The organism is Geitlerinema sp. PCC 9228 (assembly GCF_001870905.1).
Classification (GTDB): Bacteria; Cyanobacteriota; Cyanobacteriia; order Cyanobacteriales; family PCC-9228; genus PCC-9228.
Genome location: NZ_LNDC01000074.1, coordinates 22,850 through 49,541, shown reverse-complemented (window position 1 = coordinate 49,541; position 26,692 = coordinate 22,850). Strand labels below are relative to the sequence as shown.

Genomic DNA, 26,692 nt, shown 5'->3' with positions numbered 1-26,692 from the left:
TGAGAAGATGGGGTTGGCGAAAAGGCGCAAATTCTGGATGCTGGCGGAAATTATTCGCTAGGTCTATCGCTTCTTGAACCAACGGAGGTTGCAAACCAGGATCGAATTTTTGCAGCGTATCTATACTATCGATGTCGCCTTCCAGCGCCTGGTGGGTTAGCTGACCGATGCGATTTTCATCCAAACCTTGACCGACACCTGGATGTCCATATATATAGTTTAATTTAAATTCCCACGGACAACGATGGTACACGCTTAAAGCCGTAACCGGTAGTTCCCACAATCCCAATCCCGCCGAATCCAACAGGATTTCCCCGTTAGCCGATGGCGGTTGGGGAAGGGGAGGCGTTGGCGGAATGGCATTTTCGGAAGTGTAGGGAATGGCAGTGGGAGAAATATTGGCAGCTTGCAAACCCGGTTCGAGAATATCTAGCTTGCCGCCTTTTTCATTGCTAGCGGTTAGCAGCAGAAAATCGCGACTTCTGGTTAAAGCCACATACAACAGTCGCTTGGCTTCCATCTCTTCCCGCTGTTTTTGCTGTTGTTTTAGAAATCGATATAGCTGGGGTTGGCTATTTTTGTCGGTAGCGTCGCCAAACTTCAAAGCCACCCCGTATTCCGGATCGAAATAAATATCTTCGCCTTGGTTATTTTCTTTACGACTCAAATCGGCAACGATAACCCACGGCCATTCTAATCCTTTGGCGCGGTGAACGGTCATCAAGGAAACGGCGTTTTCGATTTCTAAAGGCAGTCGGGGAATGGAAATTTCTTCGGCGGCTTCCAAACTTCGCAAACGTCTGACTACGGCGAAAACGTCGAGGTTGCCGCTTTCCAAACGACGAATTAAATCTCGAAATCCCCGCCAGTCGGCTTCCCGTCGCTGGGCATCTGGTAAGTTGGTAATAACGGCAGTGTAGCCAGTATAGGAGTCTGCCAATTGTAGCAAACGGGTGGGGGGTTCGATGTCGCGATCGCTTCTTAATTGCTGCAAAACCGATAGCGGCTGGGAAATTTCCGGATGCTGGCAAGTTTGCAACCGCTGCCACCAAGATTCGCTATCATTATTATTAGCGATTTCGTACAAAACGCGATCGCTAACGGCAAAAAAAGGACTCCGCAACACCGCCACCAACGCCACATCGTTTCTCGCATCGGCTAAAAACTGCAACAATGCCATAGCATCTTTGGCTACCCGGGTTTGCAGTAAATTTTCTCCCCCCACAATCGCCGCTGGAATGCCAGCCGCCGCCAATGCTTCTGCATAAATATCCAACGGCGACCAACTTCTCGCTAAAATGGCAATATCCCCAGGCGCGATCGCGCGTTCTGTTTGTAGCTTAGAATCGTAAATTGGGGTTTCGCTATCCAAAACCCTACGTATTTTCTCGGCAAGATAGTTCGCTTCCACCCGCCGTCGCTGGTCTATGGTAATTTCCTTATCGCCACCAGTTACCGTTGCCACCTCCACATGCGGCGGTTGCTGGGGTGCCGACTGGCGAAAAGCGGTTAAATCTTGATGGTTTTCCGCTAAAATAGGTGTAAAAATGTGGTTAATGCTGTCCACCAATTCCACATGGGTGCGAAAACTTTGCTGTAAATTCACCTCAGTGCCACCGGCAGCCAAAATTTTATCGCGAAATTCCCGAAACACCCGCACATCGGCACGGCGAAATCCGTAAATGGATTGCTTGCTATCCCCAACAACGGTCATTTCTGCGGTTTTGGTTAGATATTCTAGCAACTTTGCCTGTACGGGATTGGTATCTTGAAATTCATCTACCAGAAAAACCTGCCATCGCCGGTGGTAATATTTGCGAACTTCCTCCCACTGCAACGCCTGCAATGCCTGTGCTTCCAAATCGGCAAATCCCAATTTCCGGGTTTGCTTTCTTGCCGCTGCAATTTCTGCGGATACAAGTTCAAAGGCTTCTTGCAAACTCGGCAACGCTGCCGCCAGTTGTTCGTCTGCTACCAGCGATTGACCAAGACCATCTTTATAAGCTTCTTTGATGGTTTCTTTCAGGTTTTTCAACGCCTTTTTGACTTCTTCAAATTCCCCCGCCTGCCATTTTTTCTTGCTTCCTTTGCGCAGGTCAATTTTACAAATGGCATCTAAATTCTGTATCGATGGCGTTTCTTCTGCTTCCCATGCTGCCATTGCCGCTACGGCTGTTTGACGGGATTGTTCCAGCGCGTCGTTTTCGGCACCGCTATATTGAAATAAAATCTCTTTCGCTTCTTGCCATGGGGAACTAGAATGCAAATTTTCCCAAAGCTGCTTTTTTCTTTCTTTGGCAAAATTGAGGATGGTTTCGCGAAATGACCCTACTGCTAAGGCTTCTGATGCCGAAATCGGATCGTTAAGGAGGCTGTGAATTGCTTTTTTTAGCAGCGAGTAGGGGATTTTCTCAAAAATTCTTAGGGGTAAATTTGCGATCGCTTTTTCGCGAACCTGCAACTGCCACAGTTTGCCTTCCTGTTCGTCCAAAATTTCAAAATCTGGGGGCACATCTGCCTTTTGTGGGTGTTCCCGGCAAATACGCGCGGCGAGAGAATGCAGGGTACTAATGGGGGCAGCTTCTAACTCGGCAAAGATATCGCTGCGGTGGGGAAGGCGATTTTTGACCAGGCTGCGAATCCGCGATCGCAATTCGTCGGCGGCTTTGTTGGTGAAGGTGACGGCAACCACTTGCAAGGGAGATTTCTCTTTTTCCTGCAAGTAATACAAATACCGTTCCGCTAGCATATGAGTCTTCCCCGTTCCCGCACCAGCAGTAACCACCACGCTTGTGGGTGCGCAGACGGCTTGTTGTTGGGTGGGGGTGAGAGGCATAGGCGGCGGCAGGGAGATTGGGCAGATGATGTGGTTATTTTATCAGATGTCGCCGGAACGGGGCAACCAAATTTCAAAGGTGGTGCCTTGGTTGGGGGTGGCGTAAAAGTGAAATTTACCGCCGTGTTTGGCGGTGACAATCCAATAACTCAAGGCGAGGCTGGTTTCTTTGCCGGCTTTTTTGTTGCGGGAGAAGGAGTCGAGGATTTCTTTTTGCTTTTCTGGGGAAATACCGGGTCCGTTATCGGCGATTTGAATGCATATCCATCGCTGTTCTAACTGTTTTTCCCGGGCGTTTTTGGGTGATTTTTCTGCAGGTTCGGAAAGTAGTTGGGTGATAATTTCTATTTTAGGTTTTTGGTAGGCAGGCAAATAAGGTTGCGGGCGATCGCTTTGTTGAAATTCTAAGGAAAAGTTCTGGGATGTGGCTTGATTGATTAACGCATCCACGGAGTTGCTGAGGATGTTCATAAAGACCTGTGAAAGTTGTCCTATATAACAAGGAACTGGCGGTAAATTGTCGTAGCGACGGACAATTTCAATATCTATGGTACTGCGACTTTTGAGCAATAAAATAGCACTTTCTAAGCTTTCGTGCAAGTTGGCTGGACGGGGATAGACTTCGTCGATGTGGCAGAAGTTTTGCAAGCTGGTAACGAGGGTTTTAATCCGTTCGGCACCGTTTTTCATACTCGCGATCGCTTGTGGCATATCTTGTTGTAAAAATTCAAATTCTACGTCTTCTTTTAACTCTTGAATTTCTTCCGGTTCGCTGTTAAATTGTTTTTGATAGGCGGTTAGAATTTCTAGTAAAATATCAATATAATTGGTAATGTGGGATAAATTTCCCCAAATAAATCCCACCGGGTCTAAAATTTCGTGTGCCACCCCATCCACCAAACGACCCAAACTAGCCATTTTTTCGTTTTGAATCATTTGTGCCTGTAAATGTTCGAAACGGGTTTGGGTTTCGATGCCGCGAATTTGCCAGTAAGCGATGTTGAGTTCGTGAACGTTCAGCAGTTGGCTGTTGCCACTATCTTGACGCACCACAATTGGTTCTCCTAATAGTTCTGGGGAACGTCGCAATGCCTGTCTGGCAGCTTCTACGACTGGGGTATGTTCGGAAAGCAACAAAACTGGCGATCGCGCGTAGCTGTAGAGAATTTCTAAAGGTTTGTGCCAAAATAATTCTTGACCCCCAGGTCGCATTAAAAATTCCATAATTCGCTGGCGAGAAATCATACCGACATATTCTCCTTCTGCCAGCAAAACCACTCCTGGCAGTAAAGGATATTGGTGAAAAATTGGCACAATCTCTTCAGCGGCAAACGACCAATCTACCTGAAATTGATAGAGTGGCAGTTCCCCAATGGTTGACTCCAAGCTTAAATAGCGATCGCTTTGCAAAAAAAAAGGCTTGGGAGGTTGGCGATGGGAAGTCATGATGGAATTCAAAAGACAATATCGACACTAGAACTATTGTACCGTTTTTCTTGAAAGGATATAACCCAAAATCCTACCGAGATGGCTGCGAAAATTGGCGGCTATAGTAGCGAGTGGAAAAATTTTGTGTTGCTTTTTCTTGGTTGAACTCCAATTGATTGAAAGAATTCCTTGCATTCGGCAACCAAACTGCACGAAAAATGGTATGTTCGTGGTATAGGACACTTAATTCAGAACAGCATGGGAGACTGTGCTTTTGCTATTGGGGTGACCTACCGACAATTTCTGATTTGAGGTTTGACCATGCAAGAAAACCAACCCCATCCCACCCCAGGTTTCATATCGCGTTCGGTAATGGCTCTCGCTCTTATTATACGGATTTTTCAAGGAATCGGACTGGCAAGTAGTTTGGATAAACTTGCGATCGCGCTTGTATCACTCTACCAACGCTATCTCTCTCCCTACAAAGGATTCCGCTGTGCGCATAAAACGCTTTATGGGGGAACTTCTTGTTCCCAATACTTTCAGACGGTTGTTCGAGAGAAAGGTTTGGTGGCAGCGATTCCAAAATTCCAGCAACGTTTGTTAGACTGCAAGCAGGCAAATGTCCTAATACACGCGCAAGATAACTCCGAAGAGAAAACCAAAAAGAAAAAAAGGATAGGTTCTTCAACTGCAACTGCTGCTACTTTCCTACTGGCGGCGATAGCAGCAGTGAGGGGGAATTTTGCGATACGCCAGATTGCGGATTTGACTTTGGTAATTGCGATATGCCAGATTGCAATTGCGATATACCAGACTGTAGTTGTGGATAATACGAAATCCGCACTGCAAAACCGATAAATCCCCCAAGCTAAAACTTCTGGTTGTCTCTCCCCCTCCTCCCCCCTCCTCGCTACTCTTCTGTCTCTATCTAAAATGTGGTTTTCACAAATCGGATTTGCTATAACAGCCAATTATCCCAAAAAGCCAAGGGGAATCACCTGCAAAATTGGCTCCCATGGTTGACAGCTAGCAATTTTGTTTCTATAATAGGGAAAAAGATAAGATTCGGGGAAAAGCTGTTTTTTTTTGAGAGCTTTTCACTCAAATATCCAACCTGCCCAAAAATACTTTTTCGCCGCAACGCCTTCTCTATCTTCCCAGCTTCTATTTATTGCGATGGCGGTTCTACGGGTAATTTAATTACAAACTCCGTTCCCTTATCTGGTTCTGTATGGAGTTCCAATTTGCCGCCATGCTTGTCGGTAATAATCTGATAGCTAATCGCCAATCCCATACCAGTTCCTTTGCCAAGGGGTTTGGTAGTAAAAAACATTTCAAAAATGCGTTCTTGAATATCTTGGGGAATGCCACCGCCGTTATCAGCAATTTTAATAACGATCCATTGCTTGTCGTCTTTGGTTTCTTGGTAAGTAGTAATACCAATCCACCCTTCAAAATAGATCCCTTCTTCTTCCTTTTTCTTCAGCCGCAGGTCTTCCAAAGCATCGCTGGCATTAACGATTAAATTCATAAACACCTGGCTCAGCTGACCGGAATAGCAAGGAATTTGGGGGAGTTCGCCATAATTTTTCTCTACTTGAATATGGTATTTCAGGCGATTGCGCAGAATTAATAGCGTACTTTCAATACATTCGTGAATATCGGCCACTCTACGTTCCCCTTCGTCAACCCGAGAGAAGTTGCGCAGGGTTCCCACAATTTTAGTCATCATGTCGGTTCCCGTTTGCATTCCCTCCACAATTTTGTTTGTGTCTTCTAAAAGAAAATCCAATTCGATATCTTCTTTTAACTCTTGCAACTCTTCGGAATATTCCACCTCTTCTTTTTCGTATGTAGAAATCAATTCCACCAAATCCTTGACATAGGAAGAAAGATATTGTAAGTTGCCGGAGATAAAATTAATCGGATTGTTTAACTCGTGAGCAACGCCAGCCACCATTTGTCCCAAACTGGCCATTTTCTCAGTTTGGACCATTTGATTTCTGGTTTGTTCTTGCAGTAGCTGAACGGTGAGTTCTTGAATGTAAGCTTGTGCCAGGAGAAGTTGGTGAACGTCTAACAGTCGGTATTCCCCTTCTTGAATGGTAACAACCACCGGTTCGTACAAACATTCTGGCGATCGCTGCACGCATTGTTTGGCCACATCAATAATCTGCGTATCCAACGAACAAATTAGGGTATCTTTGGGAATAAAAGGACGCAAAGAATATAAAGGACGGCGGGAAAAAAGTTCGATGCCGTAAGGACGGCTCATAATTTCAAAAAAACGCCGCCGCGATAGCATAAAAGCGTATTTGCCTTTTTCCGTTAAAATCACCCCTGGCAACAGCGGATTGTTCTCAAAAGCTTTTTCCACCTTTTTCCCAGGCTGCGACAGTTCGATTTGGAAGTCGTATAGAAACAGTTCTTTGACTGTAGACTCCAATCCTAAATTTTTGACCGAATCGCTCAGATGCTGCGGTAGGTTTTCCGACTGTAGCATATGTAAAATCATGGCCCTTCCTGGAAAAGGGAGCTAGCTGCAAGATGAACCGGGAAAATACCAATCTTTTAATTTGGAAAAGCCAGTCAAGGAATTTTACTGGAGGAGATGAGCACTGGTGCTAAGCTACACCGAAGCATCGGAAAAAGTGCCAAGGGCATCCCTTTCTCCCCCTATTTATTTTAATAGTCACCGGGGCAAGTTGACTGCGAGAATTTGTTTCTTAACTTAGTATTAACTTCATCTTAGCTACTAACTTTCTGTGGTTTCATGAGATTCCGTTTCCAGAATATCGACCGTACCTTTGGTCCCATCAATACGAACCCGCCAACCATTTTGCAAACGCCTGGTGGCATCTTCCACATCCATAACTGCGGGAATACCGTATTCGCGGGCCACAATGGCACCATGGGATAGGATACCCCCCACACTGGCGACAATACCAGCAGCGCGAGATAAAATTGGCACCCAACCAGCATCGGTATAGGGAACCACCAAAATGGTAGGCTGGTCTAAGGGTGGCATGGCTTGCAGGGAGGTAACCACTTGCACCATGCCTTCTGCCTGGCCGGGACTGGCACCAATTCCCCGCATGGTTTGGGTGGCCGGTTTGGGGAGAGAAAAGGTTTTGGGGGGATCGTTGCCGTAAACGACACTGGGTGGGGGTTGCATTTCCCCATCGCGATTGACGCGATCGCGACGATCGCGCAATAGAGATAAACTATACTGTTGTAGCTGTTCGTCGCCAGCCACCAAACGGCGAATTTCCGCTAGTTCCAAGAAAAATATATCATCTGCTTCCGATAAGATGCCCCTTTGCACCCAGCGATCGCCAATAGCCAAAAACGTCCATCTCAGGTGAGCCAGGAGTCGGTTGTAGCTTTTCGCCACCTGTCCTTTCAAATTCAAGCGTTTCTGAACCGCAGACACCCGCCAGGAAAAGGACCAATTGCCAAACCGCTGGCGTTGGGGAGAAGATATCGTCTCGGTAGCAGTTTGATTGACGGTGGTTTCGCCGCTGATGAGTTGTTGTGCAAACAGCCGGCGTAGAGGTTGGGGGTCTTCCTGCCAGGTAGGAACAGCGATATCAGTAGCCACTTCGCTGAGGTAGCCGTAGCGTTGGACGATGCGGTCGAATTGCTCCAAAATCACGCCACCGTCGCTCATTTCTGCTAGGGTAGCAAACAAGGATGCTGCATCGGTCTCGGGTTCCAACTCCCCAAGCAAATGACGTGCGTTATCAGCCAACTCTTGCAGCGATCGCGTTACCGCCACTTCCGGCAGCTTGCTGTTGTTGAGATTTTCCGGTTTGACCCGCAATAGCGATCGCCGCAGGGACAAACTCAGCGGTGCCAAAATATTGTAGTAGGTAGTGGTTTGCAAAGCCTGCAAAATCCGATCCACCCGTTCTAATAATTCCCTTTCCGACATGCGGTCTAAGCGATGGCCGGTGCCGTAGCCACCATCGCGCCGCAGCTGCAACAGCGTTGGTGCCAACAGCCGCCGGTGGTCGCGCTTAAAATCTTCCACCAACCGCATTTCCCGGCGCAGCAACCGCCACAATCCCGGGATATTGCGCACAGTAGAAGTCCAGGGTGGCTTGCCTAACTTGCTGCCGCGGGTCAGAAATTCCAAGCTTTCCGCCGGCAATCCCATACGACGAAAGATGTCTGCCAGCAAGGAAGCATTAAAATAGGCTTGGGAAAAATGTAGGGTTGCAGTTTCGTTAAAATCCAACCCCCGCGCGCGATCGCCGAGAACGATGGTAAAGATATTTCCCCATACCCCACAGGTGAGGGGACGGTTGATGGACCAGGTCAGCGGACGAATGACCCCCGGAATCACCTCGGCGGCAATTTTGCGGGTCCAAATCGGCAGCAAAGTGGTAATGGGACGGGATTGCAACACCCACAAGCGATCGCCATCGTAGGTCCATTCGATATCCTGGGGAATGCCGTGGTATTGCTGTTCGATGTGACGCGCCAGAAACGCCACCTGTTGAATGAGTCTTGGCGAAGCTTCTTGACTTTCTCCTTCAACCGGTAAATCCACATCTTCCGGCAATACCCAACTGCGATCGTCCACCAATTCGTTGGGAACGGAGGCACGAAATCGCTGCGGCGTGGTTTGACCGGAAACCACCTGCGACGGCGAACCAGCTAACGCTTCGATGAGAACGCTATCCCCTTGACGCAACAGCGGATCGCGGCTAAAGGCCACCCCAGAAAAGACCCCTTGAATTTGCTCTTGAACCAAAACCGCCATGGCATCGGTCCGCAACTGCTGCGACTGGCGGTAACCAACGGCGTGGGGACGTTCGGCTGAAGACCGACAGGTGGAAATGGCACTGGCGAGGGATTCTCTAGAGGTTACGTTTAAAACCGTTTCGTACTGTCCGGCAGCGGAAGCTCGTTGCGAATCTTCTTCAATAGCTGAAGAACGGACGGCCAGAGGCTTTTCCTCAGAAGGAGACAGGAACTTTAACAGCGGTACCGGGTCGTCGCCGGGAGGCAGAACCCAACCCGAGGGAACTGGATATCCCCAACGCTTTAGCTGGGAGAGGGTAGCCGCTTTGCCACCAGCTTGGTCTACTTCCAAAGAACGGTCTAAGGACATGATGGCGCGATCGCCTCGAAAGAAGCGAAATAATTTGCGGTTTTCCGGGGTGGTGTTCTCAGCAGGCAAATCCAAATCGTCTTCCAATTGTCGGTAAATCCAAGCCAGCAAACTACTTAACGCCATCGCGGCGAAAACGCGATGGTCCCGCGGATTGTGCATCAATCCCATCATAAGGGGAAACAGCACCAATACAGCAATTTTTCCCCGCTGGCGTTCCCGAAAAATGGTGAAGCTAATCCCACCAATCAGAAACACCAAACCGGCTACAATCGGGTCGTGAACCACAACCCCCCACACCACATTGGTGGTACCGGCTCCTTTGCCAAACCAGTAACGTCCGGCAACCAAAGCCATTAACGCCACCAGTTCCCACACCGGCGTGGTGGGAAAGAGCGATCGCGCCAGCCAGACAGCGGCAATGCCTTTGAAAGCTTCCGAAAGCACCGCCAACACGCCTACCAGCGTTCCTCCGTGGTAAAAAGCCGCTTGAACGCCAACATTTCCAGTTCCCAATTGCTGGAGTTTTTTGCCAGTGAGTGCGTAGGTAATCCAGGCAATCAGCGGCAAACCACCCAGCAGGGGACAAACGATTAAAACAATCGGCGCGTAGTATAGTTCCAACGTTACGATCCTACCCGAGCAGCCGGCGAATAGTTTTGCTACGAGTTTATCCTAGCAAAAGGTGGAGAGGGATATGGGAGCATGAGACCATGGGAGTATGGGAGAAAATCATTCATTTTATTGTACTTTTTTATTTCCCCTATCTCCCCCATTCCCAATTTCTAAATTAGGATGAACCTATGGTGCATACATTACCGGTTGGAGAATTATATTTACAACAACAGGGAAGCGGATTTCCGGTGCTTTGCTTGCACGGACATCCTGGTTCTGCTAGTGCGATGTCTGTGTTTACCCATCATTTATCCCAACGGTTTTGGACCTTGGCACCGGATTTGCGTGGTTACGGTCGCAGCCGTCAGGATGCATCCTTTTCTATGTCCGACCATTTGCGGGATTTGACCGCATTGCTCGATCGCTTGGCGATCGAACGATGCGTGGTGCTGGGATGGTCCTTGGGAGGGATTTTGGCCTTGGAGTTGGCGTGGCAATGTCCGGAACGTATTGGCGGGTTGATTTTGGTAGCAACGGCGGCCAAACCCCGCAGCAACCATCCGCCGGTTACTTGGCAGGATTTGCTGTATACGGGTCTGGCTGCGGCTAGCAATTGGCTGCAGCCGGGAAAACGCTGGCATCGAGAACTTTTGGGAAAGCGATCGCTTTATCGGTATCTTTTGCAACAGCATACAGAACTAAGTTACCGCTATTTGGCTCGCTGGGGAATTTCGGCGTATTTGCAAACATCGGCGGCAGCGCGCCAAGCACTCTCAGCCGCTTTACACTCGGGATACGATCGCTTGGCAGACCTATCCCAAATTCAATGTCCGGCTTTGGTTTTAGCTGGCGAATGCGATCGCCATATTACCGCTGCTTCCAGCTACGAAACCGCACAAAAACTGCCAGGCAGTTCCTGGCAATGCTACCCTGAGACAGCACATTTATTTCCTTGGGAAATTCCCCAGCAAGTCCTCACAGACATTGACGTTTGGTTCGATGTCTATCAAGGTGAATTGGTATCGTAAGAACCCTCTTGCGGGAGATCCAGTAGGTGGCGGCGTTCTAGCCAGCGGTGGAAAACTGCGGATCCCCCGCTTGGCTAGGGAACTCGGTTTCTTCCTCCTGCAAAACCGTTACTTTCTGCGGTTGGCAGCGTTTCATTTGTAGCGAGGCAATGCTGGCACCTTCATTTTTTAAATCTTCGATGTAGCCGGCGTGCATTTGTTCGGCATCCCTACGGGTTAAAAAAGGACCAAAATAATAAATGCACCTGGGATTTTCCGTTTGAATTTCTACCCACCAGGCTTGTCCAAAAAAGTTGAGCAGGCTAATCAATACTTCCTTCATAATCAAGAACCTCCGAGAGAACGGAAACCGCATTTACAAGTAGATCGAAGTGCGGTGTGAAGACAAACAGTCAAAGGAACACCAGTTTGTCGGTGGTTCGCCATTGGCAAAAAGAATTTCCCAAATATCCCTCAGGTCTGGGAATCAAACGGGAATTGGTTGGCAAACAGCCATGGATAGGAACGGATAACCTGTGACAGCCGGTCCTTATAAGTCCTTATTTACTGGCGTTTTCTAATTTTCTACGCCAAATTCTACAAGATGGCAATTGCGATCGCCACTTGGATCGAGGTCCGGTTATATAGGTATCAATGGCTGTCAGTTCTTAGGCGTCCTATCTCCACATCACTATAATCGATCCCCAAAATGTTGGCGATAAATTTCATAAAGAGCAATTCCGGTAGCCACGGATACATTCAAACTCTGGGTTTTTCCAGACAAAGGGATGGAAACTAGAGTATCGCAGCGTTTCTGGGTCAGCGAACTGATGCCGCTGCCTTCCGATCCCACCACCAAAACCGTAGGTTCGGTAAACCGTACTTCATGGATGGGGACACTTCCTATCACTGCCGTGCCGTAAATCCAAAATCCTTCCTCTTTTAACCAGTCTAAAGCGCGATTTAAATTGACCACCCGAGCAATGGCTAAATTTTCTAACGCGCCTGCTGCTACTTTGGCTACTGTGGCACAAACTGATGCCGACCGCCGTTGGGGAATGATGACTCCTTGGGTTCGGAAAGCTTCCGCTGTCCGCGCGATCGCACCTAGATTGTGGGGATCGGTAACGCCATCAGCAGCAACCAACACGGGAAAATCAGTAGCGGCTTTGGCGGCAGCGACTAACTCTTCCAAATCTTGGTATTGATAGGCTGCCATTTGCGCGACAATTCCCTGATGGTTGCCTCCCTGGCTGAGGCGATGCAGGTGTTGGGGATCGGTTTTTTGGATAACAGTTCCCTGCTGTTTGGCTTGCTGCAACAGGGGTTGAAAGCGACTGTCTTTTTGTAAGGATGCGACTAGCCAAATCCGATCGAGGGGTCTTCCCTGTTCCAAACAAGATAAGACGCTATGGCGTCCAAATACAATATCTGTTGAAGATGCTACTGTTTCTGTAGCTTTTTGATGGGATTTTGCGGAGTTTTTGGCTTTGGATTTGGGTTTAGAACGATGACGGGGAGAAGCAGCCATAAGAAATTACCAAAATTGCCAAGAAGCTTTCTGTTTTCCCGACGGCGAAGCGAAGGGCCCTACTTCGATAGGGTAGTCGCCAAATTTATAATTATAGCGCAATTGAGATCTCCGATGCTACGACGGTTTTTCAAGATTTTTTCCAGATGGGAAAGTCCCTAGCTTGAGAAGGGAATAAAAAGTCATCGCTTGGGGATTGATTCTATTTATACAAGTAAATTTGAAAGCCAAACTCCATACAAATTTAACTAGAAAAATTAAAAGTTGCTTGGAAACAATCAAAAACCATGTTTGGCTACACAAAAGTTAAGCCAATCTAACAATCTATCTTATAAAGAAATTTTTATCTGATTTTTATAGAAACACTCCCTACCATATATCCATTTTTGGCAGATATTTTGCCTTCTAGCCCAGGGAAAAGAGGTATAGAACTTCACAAATATTGGGTAAAGAGAAAGTTAAGGTCTGTAGGGGAAAACTTGTGGTAGATTGGTAGGCGATCGCCAACCACCCCAAGGCCATTCAATCCCATCCAGACGGGAAAATGGAATTTCATGCAAACGATGGCAAACCAACTGTTCGCGATCGATCGCAGTTGCCTGCGATGAAAGGCTGGCAATTCTCGTGGGAAGGTTAGTCCCCATCCAGATACAGCGACCACATACCAAGCAATTGCGGATATTCGCCATGGCTGTTGGTTTCGATGAAGATGGATTTGACTGGTGTATCCGTTGGTTCTGGTGTGGCGGATTGGCTTGGCATAGGCAAGGTTGGCTTTGGCAGAATGGGTCGTATCGGGAACATTGGCAATACTGTTTGTCTCAATGGTGGCATGGGTGTAGCAATCGGAAAAGCGATTCTATGGCTATACAAAAGAAGGGAAATCCCCTCTCTTGTTCCCAAACCATCGACCTCAAGTATCTAGTTTTCCCCAATTGGTTGGTTCCCCTTGCTATGTGGGAATATCTAAAGGTAAAGCCTCTTTAGAATCGAGGAAGTAGCAGGCTCTGAGCCTAACCATTATTACCAGTGCTTCGGAGATATTTGTTTATGAGTAAAGCAACCACAGAAGCCAGCAATCCAGAGCTTCCGGAGGTGAACGAAACATCCAGTGTCGTTTTAATTGTAGACGACAATCCTGCCAATTTAGGCGTTCTTTCAGATTTTTTAGACGAAGCTGGATTTGAGGTGTTGGTGGCACAGGACGGGGAAAGTGCGATCGCGAAGGTGGAGTATGCCAGCCCCGATATCATTTTACTGGATATCATGATGCCGGGGATTGATGGCTTTGAAACCTGCCGCCGCCTGAAAGCCAATACCGATACTCAAGATATTCCGATTGTTTTTATGAGTGCCTTGGCGGATACGCCGGATAAAGTAAAAGGGTTGTCCATCGGTGCTGTTGACTATATTACCAAACCTTTCCAACAAGAAGAAGTACTGGCGCGGGTAAGGCTACATTTAAAGCTGCGGTTTCTCACCAAACAACTGGCGGCACAAAACGAACTCTTAGAACAACGGGTGCAAGAACGCACGGCAGACTTAAACAAAGCCTTAGACGAGTTAAAAAAAGCGCAAGTTAAACTTATCCAAAGCGAGAAAATGTCCAGTTTGGGACAGCTGGTGGCGGGGGTGGCCCACGAAATTAACAATCCGGTTAATTTTATTTATGGCAATTTGGTCCACGCGAAAGATTATACGGACGATATTGTGGAAATTTTACAGCTGTATCGCGATCGCTACGCCGATAACGACCCGGAAATTGCCGAAAAAATCGAAGATTACGACCTGGATTTTCTGGTAACCGACTTACCCAAACTTTTACAATCCATGCAAGTGGGTGCCGATCGCATTCGTTCCATTGTTTTGAGTTTGCGGAATTTCTCCCGCATGGACGAAGCGGAACTAAAATATGTAAACATTCACGAAGGCATCGACAGTACGTTAATGATTCTACACAACCGCATCAAAACCAAACACGACCGACCGGGGGTGGAAATTCGCAAGGAATACGGGGAACTTCCCCAAATAGAATGCTACGCCGGTCAGCTCAATCAAGTTTTTATGAACCTGATAACCAACGCTTTGGATGCGGTGGACGAACGTAACAAACAGCTTTCCCCAGAGGAAGTGAAAGAATATCCCGGTTACGTGAGCATTCGTAGCTGGAGTTCCGAAGAACGCGATCGCATTTTTGTGGAAGTTTCTGACAACGGTCTGGGAATTTCTGAAGAAACCCGCCAAAAAATCTTTGAACCCTTCTACACCACCAAACCAGTAGGGAAAGGAACTGGCATGGGACTAGCAATTTGCTATTCCATTGTCGTAGATAAACACAGCGGTCAGATTAGCTGCCACTCCCAACCAAACCAAGGGTCTACCTTCTTGGTGGAAGTTCCGGTGCGCCAATCCCATCACGACACTTAACGGTTATCTGCAGGTGATTCTATAGGCGGAAAATCAAGTTGGGAAAGCAGTTGCTGCAGCCGCTGGCGGTCTTGTAAGTAGAGGTAGCCAATTAACGTTTCCAGGCTGCTGGCTTGTTGGTAAATTTTGCGGTTGAGGCGTCGCGGTTTTCCCGTGGCGGCGTTGCGACCCCGACGTATAATTTCCAATTCCCCTTCGTTGAGAAAAGGTTGTAGAATTTCTAAATAACGAGCTTGGGTTTCCGCGCGTACCTGGGTAACCACTTGTTGGTGATATAGTTGTTGCTGTTTGGGGGGGAACAGATATAGCGAACGGACGTAGAGTTCGTACACTGCATCGCCAAGATACGCCAAAGCAGCCGGGGAAAGCTGCTGGATCTGTTCCGGCTTGATATGGCTGTCGAAAAAATGCTCCCTATCGGAAGTAGCAGTCCCATCGTAGGTGGGGAAATCTTGAGACATAGAAGCAATATCGGAGAATCGAACAATTTGCGATCGTTTTTTGACAACGACCGCAGCGATCGCGACTACAATCTATCCGAACCAAAAAACAAGCTACCCAGAATCGCTTCTGGATAGCCAACCAGCTATTCAAACCCAGAATCACTGCTGTTCCAGGTTCTTCAAAGCATCTTCTACGGAAGATTGCAACGAGAGGAAGTTTTCCAAACGCACCAACTTAACAGTTTGGGTTACCCGTGCGTTGCTAACGATTTGTACGGTACCGCCGGCATCTTGTGCCTTTTTGACCGTTTGCACAAGTGCACCTAATCCAGAACTATCTACAAAATCAATTTTCGATAAATCTAAGATTATATTCACAGGTTTATCCTGAATGCATTTTTCCATGACCTTTTGGAAGGTTGGTTCGGAAAAAGCATCCAACAAACCCGTGAGGCGGATAATTTGACAGTTTTCCCTGACATCGCGAGTTCCTCGTAAGCTCACAGTCAGGTTCAGCGGATCGGGAATAGCCACCTCCTAGCTTGACTGTCCACAAAGCAGATAGTTAAGTATACCAAATTTTGGCGATCTTGTCTAGAGTCCCCGGTACCAGGGCAGCCCTTTGGGACCCAGTTCGCCATTGGCCAATATTGCTACTAGTTTACTGCAAATTGATACCACTGACAGCAAGCGATCGCCTTCACCCTAACTTGGCAGTTTTTTCCTGGCGATTTTGCCGCATAGCAGCGATAAACTGCTCGAACAAATAATCGGCATCGTGGGGACCGGGACTTGCCTCTGGGTGGTACTGTACCGAAAACATGGGAAGAGACTTGTGCCGCATCCCCGCCACCGTGCGATCGTTAAGATTTAAATGGGTAATTTCTACATCCGCACCCAAAGAATCGGCACTGAGTGCAAACCCGTGGTTTTGGCTGGTAATTTCCACCCGATGTTCCAACCCAGCCGGCTGGTTCAACCCCCGGTGACCGAACTTCAGCTTAAACGTTTCGCCGCCGAGGGAAAGTCCCAAAATCTGATGTCCCAAACAAATCCCAAACATGGGTTTTTGGGTATTGAGCAATTCCTTCGCCGTGGTAATGCCTTCCGAAACCGCCGCCGGGTCGCCAGGTCCGTTAGACAAGAAAATGCCATCGGGGTCGTACTGGAGAATCTCCTCAGCCGAAGCATTGGCAGGCACCACAACCACCCGACAGCCGTAGCTAGCCAGCCGTCGCAGGATATTGCGTTTCACCCCAAAATCAATCGCCACTACCGTCAGGGGTCGTTCCCCATCGCTTTCCGTTTGCGGCGGAGGTCGAAACTCCCAAACCGATTGGGTGGGTTCCGACCATTCGTAGGTATCCTGGGTGGTTACCTGGGGAACCAAATTCAAACCGACCATTTCCGGTGCCGATTGCAATTCCACCAGCAGTTCGTTGGCATTGAGAATTTCTGTAGAAACCGCACCATTCATGGCCCCAACCGTACGAATCTTGCGGGTAATGGCGCGAGTATCCACCCCATAAATACCAACCACATGCTGCTGTTGCAAATAGTCCGGCAGCGATTGGGTAGACCGCCAGTTGCTGGGTCGGCGACAGATATTGCGCGCCACCGCAGCTTTCACCTGTACCCGCGAGGATTCTTCGTCATCGGGATTGACACCAGTATTCCCCAATTCCGGATAGGTAAACGTAACAATTTGTCCGCAGTAACTGGGATCGGTTAAAACTTCTTGATAGCCAGTCATTCCCGTGTTAAAAACGACCTCTCCCAGTGCCGTTCCTTTGGCACCAAACGACCAACCCCGGTATACCGATCCGTCTGCGAGCACCAAAATCGCTGGTTGTGCTTCCAAAATGGGCATAATAAACTACGAAGCTCGTTTGCTGTTATGTTGCTGTTATCACGAGATTATACCTATGAAGTCCTTTCTAAGTGCATTAATTTTTACCACAGGAACATTTTTTCTCATCCCCGGTGCCACTTCCCAGGAACAGCCTGGTTGCTTCATGGTTTCCCCCAATGGTGAAATTGTTGACCTGAATAATGTCTGTCAGGGTCAACAAGTCGAACTAGAAGCTTCGCCAAATAGCAGCAGCAACCAAAACGCGCAATCGGGGGTCTATGAAATTCCCATCCAACGTCGCAAAGGCAGGGTTCCGGTTGTGGAGGTTACCTTCAATGGGAACCAAACCTTTGAAATGCTTTTTGATACTGGTGCCAGTGGTATTTTAATTAGCGAACAGGTGGCGCAGGAGTTGGGTGTCGAACCGGAAGGTACGGCAATTGTGGAAACGGCCAGCGACCGAGAAGCGGAATTTCAAACCGGTCGTGTAGACTCTGTAGAAGCCGGTGGTTTAAAACGGGAAAATATCCGCGTCGCTATTGGCAATCGCATTGATTTGGGGTTGTTAGGACAAAGCTTTTTTGGCGATTTTGACGTAACCATCCGGGAGGATGTGGTGGTTTTGCGCGAACGTGACTAAAAAAAAGACCTCATTTTAGATAGTTTACCAGCTCTTCTAATTTCGACCAAGCCGTACCAGCAGATAGGATGTCCTTAGCCACAGTAATTCCTTGAATATGGTCTCCCATGGGTACGGCTTCTCCTACTTGTAACGCCAGGGAAGCATTTAACGCCACCACATCCATTTGTGCGGCGGTGCCTTTTCCTTGCAAAACTTGCCGCAAAATATCGGCGTTTTCTTGTAAATTGCCACCCCGCAAAGCATCTAAGCCAACTGGCAACAGTCCAAAGGCTTGCGGGGTCAATGTCGTTAATTCTACTTCCCCTTGGGATAAAATGGCCAAATCGGTAATGTATCCCAAACCGGCTTCGTCCAATCCTTCCCGACCGTGTAAAACAATGGCACTTCTGGTCTGTAACAAATTTAATGCTTGTGCCAAGGTTTCCACCAACTGGCTGTCAAAGACTCCTAAAACTTGACTGGTGGGTCGTAGGGGATTGACCAAAGGTCCGAGTAAATTAAAGACCGTACGCACTTTCAAGGTTTTGCGAATGGGTGCCACGGCTTTCATGGCTGGGTGCCATCCCGGTGCAAATAAAAAGGTGATGCCTACAGCATCCAAGGCTTCGTAAACCCGGTCGGGATTGGCACTCAGATGCACTCCCAAGGTTTCCAAGACATCCGCCGAACCCACTTTGCTGGAGGCGGAACGATTGCCGTGTTTGGCAACTTTGACGCCAGCGGCTGCCGCTACAAAGGCAACGGCGGTGGAAATATTGAAGGTGGAAGCACCATCGCCGCCAGTGCCGCAGGTGTCGATGACAGGTTCATCATAAGAACGGTTTGGCGTTTGTAAAGATTGCGCTTGCAATACTTGGGCCATTCCTGCTAGTTCCGTGGCAGAAACGCCTTTGGCTTGCAATGCGGCTAGGATGGCACCAGAAAGCATGGGAGGAACGCTTTCGTTTAGCCATCCTTGCATGAGTTCGGCGGCTTGGCTGCTGGTGAGGGATTGTTGGTCCAGCAGTTGCTGTAGTAAAGTTGTCCAGTTAACGGTTGGCGATACGGTAGACTCGGTCATTCGTGTTCAATTTCGGCGCACTTTGGTTTATCGTACTACTTGTTGGGGGGTTTGGCAGCAAGCGATCGCGTCAAATCTTCCTATGGGAGAACTAGGGAAAAATTTAATTATCAATCCTGTTATAACAATCTAGTTCCAATTTTTACAGACAATATGTTTGCCAACCAAGATACAGATACGCCGAACAATCAAAATATCATTGCCGAATTTTTTCCGATTAACAGAGATAAAATTCCGCCTCTATACGCTTATAAAATCCAAGTCAACGGTAGCGATAGTTACCGCAAAGTTGGCGCTCAGCTCTCCTATCGTTTGAGAACGGTTTTTGCTGCCAACAACCAGGATGCATGGTTTTGGTCGCGAGGTTTTTTAATTTCCACCCAACAAAAAAGTCAAACGGAACTCAACGAAGCTTTGAACCAAATTTGGGAACAACATCCCCAGGATTTTTACCATTTACATGCGATTTTTCCCGATCCTACTTGGCAACCCCATCCCCAAGCGATCGCAGATTACGTCAATCGTACTTTGCTTCAAGATAAAAGAAAACCCTTCAACCAAAAAATCCAACAAATTTTAAAATCCTATAGTCACACGATTCAAAATCTAACCGTAAGACGCAATTGGTCAACGCGCGGTTGGGATATTTGGGGAGAACCTGCAATTTCCATTTCCATTACGTCTGAGTTGCTGTACAGTATAGATTTTTACAACTTTGCGAACAGGCAGAATCATATTGAAGAACTGATTGGCTTGTGGGTTTTGGTAAAAGCTCAAGATTTTAAAGGAAAAATCGTACAAATTGTGGGTCAGCTGAAAGAACATCGAGAACGCTTGCTGGCACTTACCAAAAATCCAGCCACCAAAGAAAAGATTCAAAACGCACCAGATGAAGAATGGTTGGTAAAAATTGAAGCCAATCGCAGAAAATACGACTATCTCATTTCCGCTTTGCAACCCATCGTCACAATGAATACTTTAAAAATATTCAATCTAAACGCCGAGAAAGTTGTGAACGATCTGCGGTTATCTCCCGAACAACGCTACAGTATTGTAGATAAAATTGTGCAGGTTTTGCATAAACACTTGTACAGTTCTCAATACCAAGACCAAAAGAAATATTTTACATCGGCTTCTGAAATTGCCAGTTCTAGCAGGCTCAAATTTGGGAATAATCAAATCGTGGCAGCCAATAATGGCAAATCCCTATTGCAAAGCCTGCAAAAATTTGGCGTTTACAAAAAAAGATCGGATTTTCAAAGCAAACAAATTAAAGTCTTTGTTTTGGATTGCCGTCCGCAGAGTAATAAAACTAATTTCAGTCAAAATATTAAAGATATATTCCACAAAATAGGATTTGATATTGGTTTTAAAATTAGCAAAACCACCATTCAGAATTTTTCCCGAGTAGAACTAGAAAAAGCCGTACGCGATGCACAAGCCAAAAATCCCCATTTATTGCTATGTATTTTACCAGATCGTCTTGGCAATCAGGAAGAACCTTACGAACTATTGAAATCGATTACCATCAACAACGACTTACCCAGCCAGTGTATTTACGAATCGACCCTTAAAAATCAATATGCTTTGGGAAATATGGTATTGGGAATTTTAGGAAAAACGGGAAACATCCCCTTTGTTTTAGCAGACCCCTTGCCATTCACCGATTTTATTGTGGGATTGGATGTAGCGAGGGAAAAGAAAAAAGATTTGCCTGGTTCCATCAATACCACAGCTATTGCCAGAATTTACTGCAATGATGGCGATTTGGTGAAATATACCATCAACGATACGGCCATTGAAGGGGAAACGATTCCCGATAAAGTTTTGGAAGCCTTGTTTCCCTACCATCATTTTGCTGGCAAACACGTCGTTATTCACCGGGATGGGTTATTTCGTGGCAACGAAAAAGCCGCTTTGCAGCAACGAGCCGTACAATTAGGTGCTACTTTTTATTTAGTGGAGATAATTAAAAACGATGCGCCTCGATTGTACTGTCAAAGCGAGAAACACAAAAGCGATGAAAATCCCCATGGCATCATTCAGCCTGCCAAAGGAACTATTTTTAAAATTAGCGAGACGGAAGCATTTTTGGTTTCGTCGCTGCCGCCTTTTCAAAATTCCACGCCGCAACCTTTGCATCTTCGTAGCGATACATCATTAGGAATTGACAAGGCGATAAAATCGGTATTGGCACTAACGCTTTTGCACTACGGTTCCCTCAGACCGCCAAGATTGCCGGTTTCTATCCATTACAGCGATAAAATTGGCTATTTAGCCTTGAGAGGTATAAGACCCAACAATTCCCAAGGTCAGATTCCCTTTTGGTTGTGACCGCGAAAGTGGTACAGTATCAAGGCGCGATCGCGTCATACCATTGTATTGGTTTGCCGTTCGCGTGGGGGATTCCCAAAGCATCAAATGCTGTTGCTGGTATAAATTTTATTTTCCCAAACTATATAAATAGTCAAGAGCCAAAACAACCATCCATGCGAACTCCCAAAAAAGTAGAACGAGTGCGGGGTGTTAGCGATGTTCTCTGGGACACCTGCCATGCCGACCAAAAAATCCAAACCATCCTGCAAAATAGCTTTGAATCCTTTGGCTATCGTCCCATTGACGTTCCCATTATCGAACATACGGAGCTATATTTGCGCAAATCTGGCGAGGATTTAATTGCGCGTACCTACGATTTTACCCACCACAACCGCCGCCTGTGTTTGCGGCCGGAACTGACGGCTTCCATTGCGCGTGCCTATATCGATAACCTGCAGGCAGAACCGCTGCCGGTACGATTGTACTACCAAGGTCCGGCGTTTCGCTACGAGAAGCCGCAACGGGGGCGATCGCGCCAGTTCAACCAAATGGGAATCGAACTCATTGGCGCTGCTGGTGTAATGGCGGATGCGGAATCCATTGCGCTGGCTTGCAAGGGATTGGAACAACTCGGTCTCAAAAATTACTACCTGGCCTTGGGAAACAATCAAGTTCTGGGAACGTTTTTGGAACGTCTCCAGCTAGAAAATCGCCTGTGTAGTTTCCTCATGGCTAGCATGGAAACCCTACGCAAAGAAGGAAAACACCAGGTCATCCAACGTTTGCAAGAAATTTACCCCGATTTTGAACCGTACACCGAAGAAGACCCCACCGCTTCCAATCCCGAGGGAACCCAAAAACTGGTGCGCCTGTTCCAACAAATGGGCGATCGCGAAGCCAAATCCGCTATCCTAGAACTAATCGAGAGCATGAACATCCGTCTCGACCGCACCCGCGACCCGGATGAAATTGCCGACCGATTGCTCGCCAAAATCCGCCGCCAAGACCAAAGTCCCATGTTAAACCATGCTTTGGACTTCATGCAGGAATTGAGCCAGTTGCGGGGAACCCCCGAAGAAGTCTTTCCCGCCGCCGAAAAACTGCTTGCTTCCCACCACATCGAAAGTTCGGCACTCAACCACCTGCGGGAGTTAATTACGGCTCTCGATGCCTACCATATCGACAAAAGCCGCATTTACGTGGACTTTGGCATGAGTCGCGGTTTGCAATACTACACCAGCACCGTCTTTGAAATTCACTACGACACCGGCAAGGAAACCCGCCAGTTGTGCGGTGGCGGTCGATACGACGAACTAATTGCCACCCTCGGTTCTCGCAAAAGCATCCCTGCCACTGGCTTTTCCTACGGCATCGAACGATTGCGTTGGGCCAGCGAACAAGAAGGATTGCTGGAAAAAACGTCGCGACCTGCCGATATTTTAATGATTCCCGTCAGCGAAGGGGAAAACAGCTATGCCATTGAAGTGGCGGAGAAACTGCGCCAGTACCAACTGCGCGTGCAAATGGCCATTCGCGGCAAGCAACTGTCGAGCAACTTCCAATATGCTGACAGAACCAACATTCCCTTTGCTGTGGTTGTCGGTTCGGAAGAAAAAACCCAAAATTTAGTCAGGGTTAAACATTTGGCTTCCGGACAGCAGCAGCAATTTTCCATTCCCGAAGCTGTTGAATATATCCAATCGGTGCAGCAGTCCCCCTCTTAACGAAGATACTCCTAATTGAGCGAAGGATACGAGTCATGCAATCGTCTTTGAGACTAGCCATTCCCAGCAAAGGTGCCTTAGATTCCGACACCAGAGCCTTTTTAGCCGCCTCGGGGTTAAAAGTATCCCGACCCAACGAACGCCAGTACGTCGGCAGCATCCCTTCCGTACCCCATATTTCGGTTTTGTTCCAACGCGCTCCCGATATTTTTACCAAAGTGCGCGAAGGTAGCGCCGATTTGGGAATTACCGGCTACGATGTGGTGCGGGAAATGGGGGTAGACCACGACGATGTGATTACCATCCGCGAGCGTTTGGGATACGGAAAATGCCAGTTGGTGCTGGCGGTTCCCGATAGCTGGTTGGATGTGAACTCCATCGAAGACCTGGCGGACCTAACTTTGTCGTTCAAGGAAAAAGGTCGGGAGTTGCGCATTGCGACCAAATATCCCAATCTCACCCGCCAGTGGTTGTATCAAAAACGGGTGATTTACTTTTCCCTGGTGGAAGCTCACGGTGCCATGGAAGCCGCTCCCAGTATGGGATACGCCGATGCGATCGCGGATGTGACCTCCACCGGCACCACCTTACGGGAAAATCGCCTCAAACCCATTTCCGGCGGCACCATGCTCGACTCGCAAGCTTGTCTGATTGGCAACAAACGATTGCTGGCTCGCGACCCCGAAAAGCTCAACACCACCAAGTTGATGTTGGAGTTAATCGAAGCGCAAATGGAGGCGAAAAAATATATCTCCATCAGCGCCAACGTGCAAGGCAACTCCGACGATGAAGTAGGCAAATCCCTGATGCAAAATCAGGAACTAGCTGGTGTGGCTGGTTTGCGCGGACCGACGGTGTCTAAAGTATATTCTGGCAGTGGCGAAAATAACTGGTATGCCGTCACCATTGTTGTGGAAGAAAAACGGCTCATGGATGCCGTAAAACACTTACGCAATGCTGGCGGTCAGGATATTACTGTTTTCTCTCCCAAGTATGTATTCCGCGAGAAGTCGCAAAATTACTTGGAATTCCTAGAAAAATTGGACCTAGATGGGAAATTTGAGGAAATTGCCAGAGCTTAATTGCTTGTATAACGCGACATATCCAACATAAAAATCATAAATTCCTTGGGTGGGCATTGCCCACCTTACAACAAAGTTGCTGGATGATAAGTGCCAAGAAATTGCTAGAGCTTAATTGCTTTGATGGCGATAAATTTCCAACATGAAAATCAGAAATTCCGTAAGGTGGGCATTGCCCACCCTACAAAAACTGGAGCTAAATGGGAAATTGCAATGCAAGATTCCCCGCACAAAAATCAGAAATTCCGTGGGTGAGCAATAATGCCCACCCGACAAAAACGGCAATTTAGACTTTGACTTCTTCTTCCGATTCTGGCGCTGTTTCTAGAAACTCAGCGGTTTCCGTAGGCTGCTGGAACACTGCATACAAGGCCCGAACCGTAAAGATAGCCATTGCCGCAGCGCCGATAGCGAACATGATATCCCCAGGCATGCGCAACCAAACCATAGTTTCTATCCATGGAGAATGGGTGACCTCAGCACTGCGTGCAAACCAAGTGCCGTGGTTGACCGACTGCACCAATTGGTAAAAGCCGTTGGGAATCATGGACAGTACCAACATCAACACCAAGCCGCCGTTAATCGACCAGAACGAGAAACGCAGCAGTTTTTCGTTCCAGGCACGGTCGGGTACGATTTCCCGCAATACGAACAGCATTAGTGCCAACGCCAGACAACCGTAGACCCCAAACAAAGCCGAGTGTGCGTGAATGGGGGTGGTGTTCAAGCCTTGGGAATAGTACAAGACAATCGGCGGATTGATTAAGAAACCGAAGATGCCAGCACCCACCAAGTTCCAGAAGCAGGTCGCCAGGAAGAAACGCAGCGGCCAGCGATAGAATCCTTCTGCTTGCCGGGACAAACGCAGGGTTTTCACAATTTCAAAGCCAATTAAGGTTAGGGGAACCACTTCCAACGCCGAGAAAACCGAGCCAATGGCGGCAATAAAGGCTGGCGTTCCTGCGAAATAGAGGTGGTGCAGGGTACCGATAACGCCGCTTCCCAAATAGAGAATGGTGGTGAGGTAGGTGGCGCGTAGAGCGGAAGATTTTTTCAAGAAACCAATTTGACTGCACAAATAAGCGATCGCAACGGTAGCAAAGACTTCAAAAAAGCCTTCTACCCACAAATGCACCACCCACCAACGCCAATACTCAGCAACGCTCAGCGGCGTTTCGTTGGTGTACATCAATCCTGCGGCGTAAAACACGGGAATGGTAATGGAACTGTACAGGAAGAAATGGTTTAACCCAGTGCGGCTGCCTTCCCGTTTCAGAGCTGGGGTAAGCGCGCGGACCATCAACCACAGCCACAGGACCATGCCAGCAATGAGCAACAATTGCCAAACGCGACCCAGTTCTACGTATTCATATCCCTGGTGTCCGAACAAAAAGCTCATGTCGCTGCCGAACATGCCGTGAACGCCTCCCAAAGAACCAATCATGGAGCCGACCACGACCACAGTCAAAGCCACCAGTAAGCCACTGGTTCCCCAAACTTGTTTTTTGGGTTCCCGTTTGCTAAAGCGAGGACCAAAATACAGACCCGCTGCCAGCCAGCAGGTGGCAATCCAAAAGACAGCTAGCTGCAAGTGCCAGGTACGGGAAGCGGCATACGGCAAGAAGCGGTCTAAGGGAACGCCGTAAAAGCCATCGCCTTCCACGGCATAGTGTGCCGTTACCATTCCCATGCCAATCTGTATTAAGAATAGCGCGATCGCGACTCCGAAAAACAAACTGGTAGCTTTCTGGGAAGGCGTTGCCAACCGGATGGCAGGACGTTCCGCCACTGGCTGCACTTCGTCCCCTTCTTGAACCAAATACAGGAACAAAAATCCGCCAATGGAACCAATTAGAACGATAACCGAAACAATGGACCAAATAACGAACTGACCCGGCGCTTCGTTGCCAATGAGTTCGTCGTGAGGCCAGTTCGCCGTGTAAGAAAAAGGCGCTCCCGGCCGGTTGGCAGAAGCGGCCCAAGCGGTCCAAGTAAAGAAAGCCGTCACATTGCGAATCTGGTCGCGATTGCTAAACCAATCCCTGGGAATGGCATAGTCAGCAGAACCGTTGGCAAGCAGTTCTTGATAGTCACGAAAAACTTGTTTCAACCCTTGCGCTTGCGAGTTGGTCAGCAGTAGGTTTTCCGTGTCCTCGTCGTAACGATTGGCTTTGAACTGCTCTCGCACCCGGGTTTGCAAGCTGGCTCGTTCGGCGGCTGGCAAGGATTCCAGGTCTTCTTGGGTGAACTGGGGGTCGTTTTGATACAACACGCCAGCGGTTGCCAGTCCCCAGCGATGCAAGACATCAGCAGTCCAATCGGGAGCCACGTAGCTGCCGTGTCCCCAAATACTGCCGATGTGCTGTCCGCCGCGTCCGAGATAGGTTTTTTGACCTTGTTGGATTTGCTCGCCGCTGAGGATGGTTTCTTCTGCCGGAGATTGAATGCTGGCAGGGATGGGAGGTGCGTTTTTCCAAATGGCCGCGCCTGCGGTTAGCAGGACGGTAAAGGTAACGATACAAACAAAAACCAACCAAGCGGGTAAGCTCAATCCTTGGCGTTTTGGCTCTGCTGTGGCGGTGATACTTGTGGAATTTGCCATGGGT

Annotated in this window: 20 protein-coding genes; 7 read left to right on the top strand and 13 right to left on the bottom strand. The window is 48.0% G+C overall.

The window, feature by feature from the left end; all coding sequences use genetic code 11:
- Together AS151_RS06025 and AS151_RS06020 are read right to left on the bottom strand one after the other, a co-directional pair.
- Positions 1-2,836, bottom strand: a 2,836-nt coding sequence (locus tag AS151_RS06025) for a UvrD-helicase domain-containing protein (RefSeq protein ID WP_139240533.1), incomplete at its 3' end; no start/stop codon positions are given.
- A gap of 42 nt (positions 2,837-2,878) precedes the next feature.
- Positions 2,879-4,282 (bottom strand): ATP-binding protein, encoded by a 1,404-nt coding sequence (locus tag AS151_RS06020; RefSeq protein WP_071516151.1) that lies wholly within the window; start codon positions 4,280-4,282, stop codon positions 2,879-2,881.
- A 303-nt stretch (positions 4,283-4,585) separates the two neighbouring features.
- Here AS151_RS06020 and yidD point away from each other — a divergent pair, with 303 nt between their 5' ends.
- Complete coding sequence (yidD, locus tag AS151_RS06015; RefSeq protein ID WP_071516145.1) at positions 4,586-5,125, top strand: membrane protein insertion efficiency factor YidD; 540 nt, start codon at positions 4,586-4,588, stop codon at positions 5,123-5,125.
- A 310-nt stretch (positions 5,126-5,435) separates the two neighbouring features.
- Here the strand turns inward: yidD and AS151_RS06010 are convergent, their stop codons facing one another.
- Positions 5,436-6,782: an ATP-binding protein gene (locus AS151_RS06010; protein ID WP_071516144.1), complete on the bottom strand. Its 1,347-nt coding sequence runs from the start codon at positions 6,780-6,782 to the stop codon at positions 5,436-5,438.
- 240 nt (positions 6,783-7,022) lie between these two features.
- On the bottom strand, positions 7,023-10,010 hold the full coding sequence (locus tag AS151_RS06005; protein WP_071516143.1) for a glycerol-3-phosphate acyltransferase: 2,988 nt from the start codon (positions 10,008-10,010) through the stop codon (positions 7,023-7,025).
- Positions 10,011-10,189: 179 nt separating this feature from the next.
- On the opposite strand from AS151_RS06005, the gene AS151_RS06000 reads away from it, so the two are divergent.
- Positions 10,190-11,029 (top strand): alpha/beta hydrolase, encoded by an 840-nt coding sequence (locus AS151_RS06000; protein ID WP_071516142.1) that lies wholly within the window; start codon positions 10,190-10,192, stop codon positions 11,027-11,029.
- A gap of 37 nt (positions 11,030-11,066) precedes the next feature.
- Here the strand turns inward: AS151_RS06000 and AS151_RS05995 are convergent, their stop codons facing one another.
- The 4 genes from AS151_RS05995 to AS151_RS23040 all read right to left on the bottom strand — a co-directional run bounded on the left by AS151_RS05995 (position 11,067) and on the right by AS151_RS23040 (position 13,301).
- Positions 11,067-11,351 carry a DUF1816 domain-containing protein gene (locus tag AS151_RS05995; RefSeq protein WP_071516141.1) on the bottom strand — a complete coding sequence of 95 codons (285 nt, stop codon included), beginning with the start codon at positions 11,349-11,351 and terminating at the stop codon, positions 11,067-11,069.
- 348 nt (positions 11,352-11,699) lie between these two features.
- Positions 11,700-12,539 carry a 23S rRNA (guanosine(2251)-2'-O)-methyltransferase RlmB gene (rlmB, locus tag AS151_RS05990; RefSeq protein ID WP_071516140.1) on the bottom strand — a complete coding sequence of 280 codons (840 nt, stop codon included), beginning with the start codon at positions 12,537-12,539 and terminating at the stop codon, positions 11,700-11,702.
- Positions 12,540-12,997: 458 nt separating this feature from the next.
- A complete protein-coding gene (locus tag AS151_RS21375; protein WP_139240531.1) occupies positions 12,998-13,183 on the bottom strand; it encodes a hypothetical protein in 186 nt (61 codons plus the stop codon).
- A complete protein-coding gene (locus AS151_RS23040) occupies positions 13,173-13,301 on the bottom strand; it encodes a hypothetical protein (protein WP_275527973.1) in 129 nt (42 codons plus the stop codon). The genes AS151_RS21375 and AS151_RS23040 overlap by 11 nt, the downstream gene beginning before the upstream one ends.
- Positions 13,302-13,589: 288 nt before the next feature.
- On the opposite strand from AS151_RS23040, the gene AS151_RS05980 reads away from it, so the two are divergent.
- Positions 13,590-14,966: a response regulator gene (locus AS151_RS05980; RefSeq protein ID WP_084639432.1), complete on the top strand. Its 1,377-nt coding sequence runs from the start codon at positions 13,590-13,592 to the stop codon at positions 14,964-14,966.
- Here AS151_RS05980 and AS151_RS05975 read toward each other — a convergent pair.
- The 3 genes from AS151_RS05975 to carA all read right to left on the bottom strand — a co-directional run bounded on the left by AS151_RS05975 (position 14,963) and on the right by carA (position 17,279).
- The gene (locus AS151_RS05975; RefSeq protein WP_071516138.1) at positions 14,963-15,427 is read right to left on the bottom strand and encodes a ribonuclease III domain-containing protein; all 465 of its coding nucleotides are present in this window, start codon (positions 15,425-15,427) and stop codon (positions 14,963-14,965) included. The genes AS151_RS05980 and AS151_RS05975 overlap by 4 nt on opposite strands.
- Before the next feature lie 141 nt (positions 15,428-15,568).
- Positions 15,569-15,937 (bottom strand): STAS domain-containing protein, encoded by a 369-nt coding sequence (locus AS151_RS05970; RefSeq protein ID WP_084639433.1) that lies wholly within the window; start codon positions 15,935-15,937, stop codon positions 15,569-15,571.
- Positions 15,938-16,109: 172 nt separating this feature from the next.
- Entirely contained in the window at positions 16,110-17,279 is a 1,170-nt protein-coding gene (carA, locus tag AS151_RS05965) for a glutamine-hydrolyzing carbamoyl-phosphate synthase small subunit (protein ID WP_071516136.1), read from the bottom strand.
- A 55-nt stretch (positions 17,280-17,334) separates the two neighbouring features.
- On the opposite strand from carA, the gene AS151_RS05960 reads away from it, so the two are divergent.
- On the top strand, positions 17,335-17,901 hold the full coding sequence (locus AS151_RS05960; RefSeq protein WP_170861330.1) for a retropepsin-like aspartic protease: 567 nt from the start codon (positions 17,335-17,337) through the stop codon (positions 17,899-17,901).
- 10 nt (positions 17,902-17,911) lie between these two features.
- On the opposite strand, the gene trpD is transcribed toward AS151_RS05960, so the two are convergent.
- The gene (gene trpD, locus AS151_RS05955; protein WP_071516135.1) at positions 17,912-18,964 is read right to left on the bottom strand and encodes an anthranilate phosphoribosyltransferase; all 1,053 of its coding nucleotides are present in this window, start codon (positions 18,962-18,964) and stop codon (positions 17,912-17,914) included.
- 153 nt (positions 18,965-19,117) lie between these two features.
- On the opposite strand from trpD, the gene AS151_RS05950 reads away from it, so the two are divergent.
- From AS151_RS05950 to hisG, 3 genes are all read left to right on the top strand, one after another.
- The gene (locus AS151_RS05950; RefSeq protein WP_071516134.1) at positions 19,118-21,298 is read left to right on the top strand and encodes a Piwi domain-containing protein; all 2,181 of its coding nucleotides are present in this window, start codon (positions 19,118-19,120) and stop codon (positions 21,296-21,298) included.
- A 155-nt stretch (positions 21,299-21,453) separates the two neighbouring features.
- Positions 21,454-23,004, top strand: a complete 1,551-nt coding sequence (gene hisS / locus AS151_RS05945; RefSeq protein WP_071516133.1) for a histidine--tRNA ligase — start codon at positions 21,454-21,456, stop codon at positions 23,002-23,004.
- A gap of 35 nt (positions 23,005-23,039) precedes the next feature.
- Positions 23,040-24,086 (top strand): ATP phosphoribosyltransferase, encoded by a 1,047-nt coding sequence (gene hisG / locus AS151_RS05940; protein WP_071516132.1) that lies wholly within the window; start codon positions 23,040-23,042, stop codon positions 24,084-24,086.
- A gap of 286 nt (positions 24,087-24,372) precedes the next feature.
- Here the strand turns inward: hisG and AS151_RS05935 are convergent, their stop codons facing one another.
- Positions 24,373-26,688 (bottom strand): nitric-oxide reductase large subunit, encoded by a 2,316-nt coding sequence (locus AS151_RS05935; RefSeq protein ID WP_071516131.1) that lies wholly within the window; start codon positions 26,686-26,688, stop codon positions 24,373-24,375.
- Positions 26,689-26,692 lie beyond the last annotated feature (4 nt).

Excerpts from the sequence above, each read along its gene's own strand:
- AS151_RS06020 (WP_071516151.1), bottom strand. The coding sequence starts at position 4,282 with ATGACTTCCCATCGCCAACCTCCCAAGCCTTTTTTTTTGCAAAGCGAT.
- yidD (WP_071516145.1), top strand. The coding sequence starts at position 4,586 with ATGCAAGAAAACCAACCCCATCCCACCCCAGGTTTCATATCGCGTTCG.
- AS151_RS06010 (WP_071516144.1), bottom strand. The coding sequence starts at position 6,782 with ATGATTTTACATATGCTACAGTCGGAAAACCTACCGCAGCATCTGAGC.
- AS151_RS06000 (WP_071516142.1), top strand. The coding sequence starts at position 10,190 with ATGGTGCATACATTACCGGTTGGAGAATTATATTTACAACAACAGGGA.
- AS151_RS05995 (WP_071516141.1), bottom strand. The coding sequence starts at position 11,351 with ATGAAGGAAGTATTGATTAGCCTGCTCAACTTTTTTGGACAAGCCTGG.
- rlmB (WP_071516140.1), bottom strand. The coding sequence starts at position 12,539 with ATGGCTGCTTCTCCCCGTCATCGTTCTAAACCCAAATCCAAAGCCAAA.
- AS151_RS21375 (WP_139240531.1), bottom strand. The coding sequence starts at position 13,183 with ATGGGGACTAACCTTCCCACGAGAATTGCCAGCCTTTCATCGCAGGCA.
- AS151_RS23040 (WP_275527973.1), bottom strand. The coding sequence starts at position 13,301 with ATGCCAAGCCAATCCGCCACACCAGAACCAACGGATACACCAGTCAAA.
- AS151_RS05980 (WP_084639432.1), top strand. The coding sequence starts at position 13,590 with ATGAGTAAAGCAACCACAGAAGCCAGCAATCCAGAGCTTCCGGAGGTG.
- AS151_RS05975 (WP_071516138.1), bottom strand. The coding sequence starts at position 15,427 with ATGTCTCAAGATTTCCCCACCTACGATGGGACTGCTACTTCCGATAGG.
- carA (WP_071516136.1), bottom strand. The coding sequence starts at position 17,279 with ATGCCCATTTTGGAAGCACAACCAGCGATTTTGGTGCTCGCAGACGGA.
- AS151_RS05960 (WP_170861330.1), top strand. The coding sequence starts at position 17,335 with ATGAAGTCCTTTCTAAGTGCATTAATTTTTACCACAGGAACATTTTTT.
- trpD (WP_071516135.1), bottom strand. The coding sequence starts at position 18,964 with ATGACCGAGTCTACCGTATCGCCAACCGTTAACTGGACAACTTTACTA.
- AS151_RS05950 (WP_071516134.1), top strand. The coding sequence starts at position 19,118 with ATGTTTGCCAACCAAGATACAGATACGCCGAACAATCAAAATATCATT.
- hisS (WP_071516133.1), top strand. The coding sequence starts at position 21,454 with ATGCGAACTCCCAAAAAAGTAGAACGAGTGCGGGGTGTTAGCGATGTT.
- hisG (WP_071516132.1), top strand. The coding sequence starts at position 23,040 with ATGCAATCGTCTTTGAGACTAGCCATTCCCAGCAAAGGTGCCTTAGAT.
- AS151_RS05935 (WP_071516131.1), bottom strand. The coding sequence starts at position 26,688 with ATGGCAAATTCCACAAGTATCACCGCCACAGCAGAGCCAAAACGCCAA.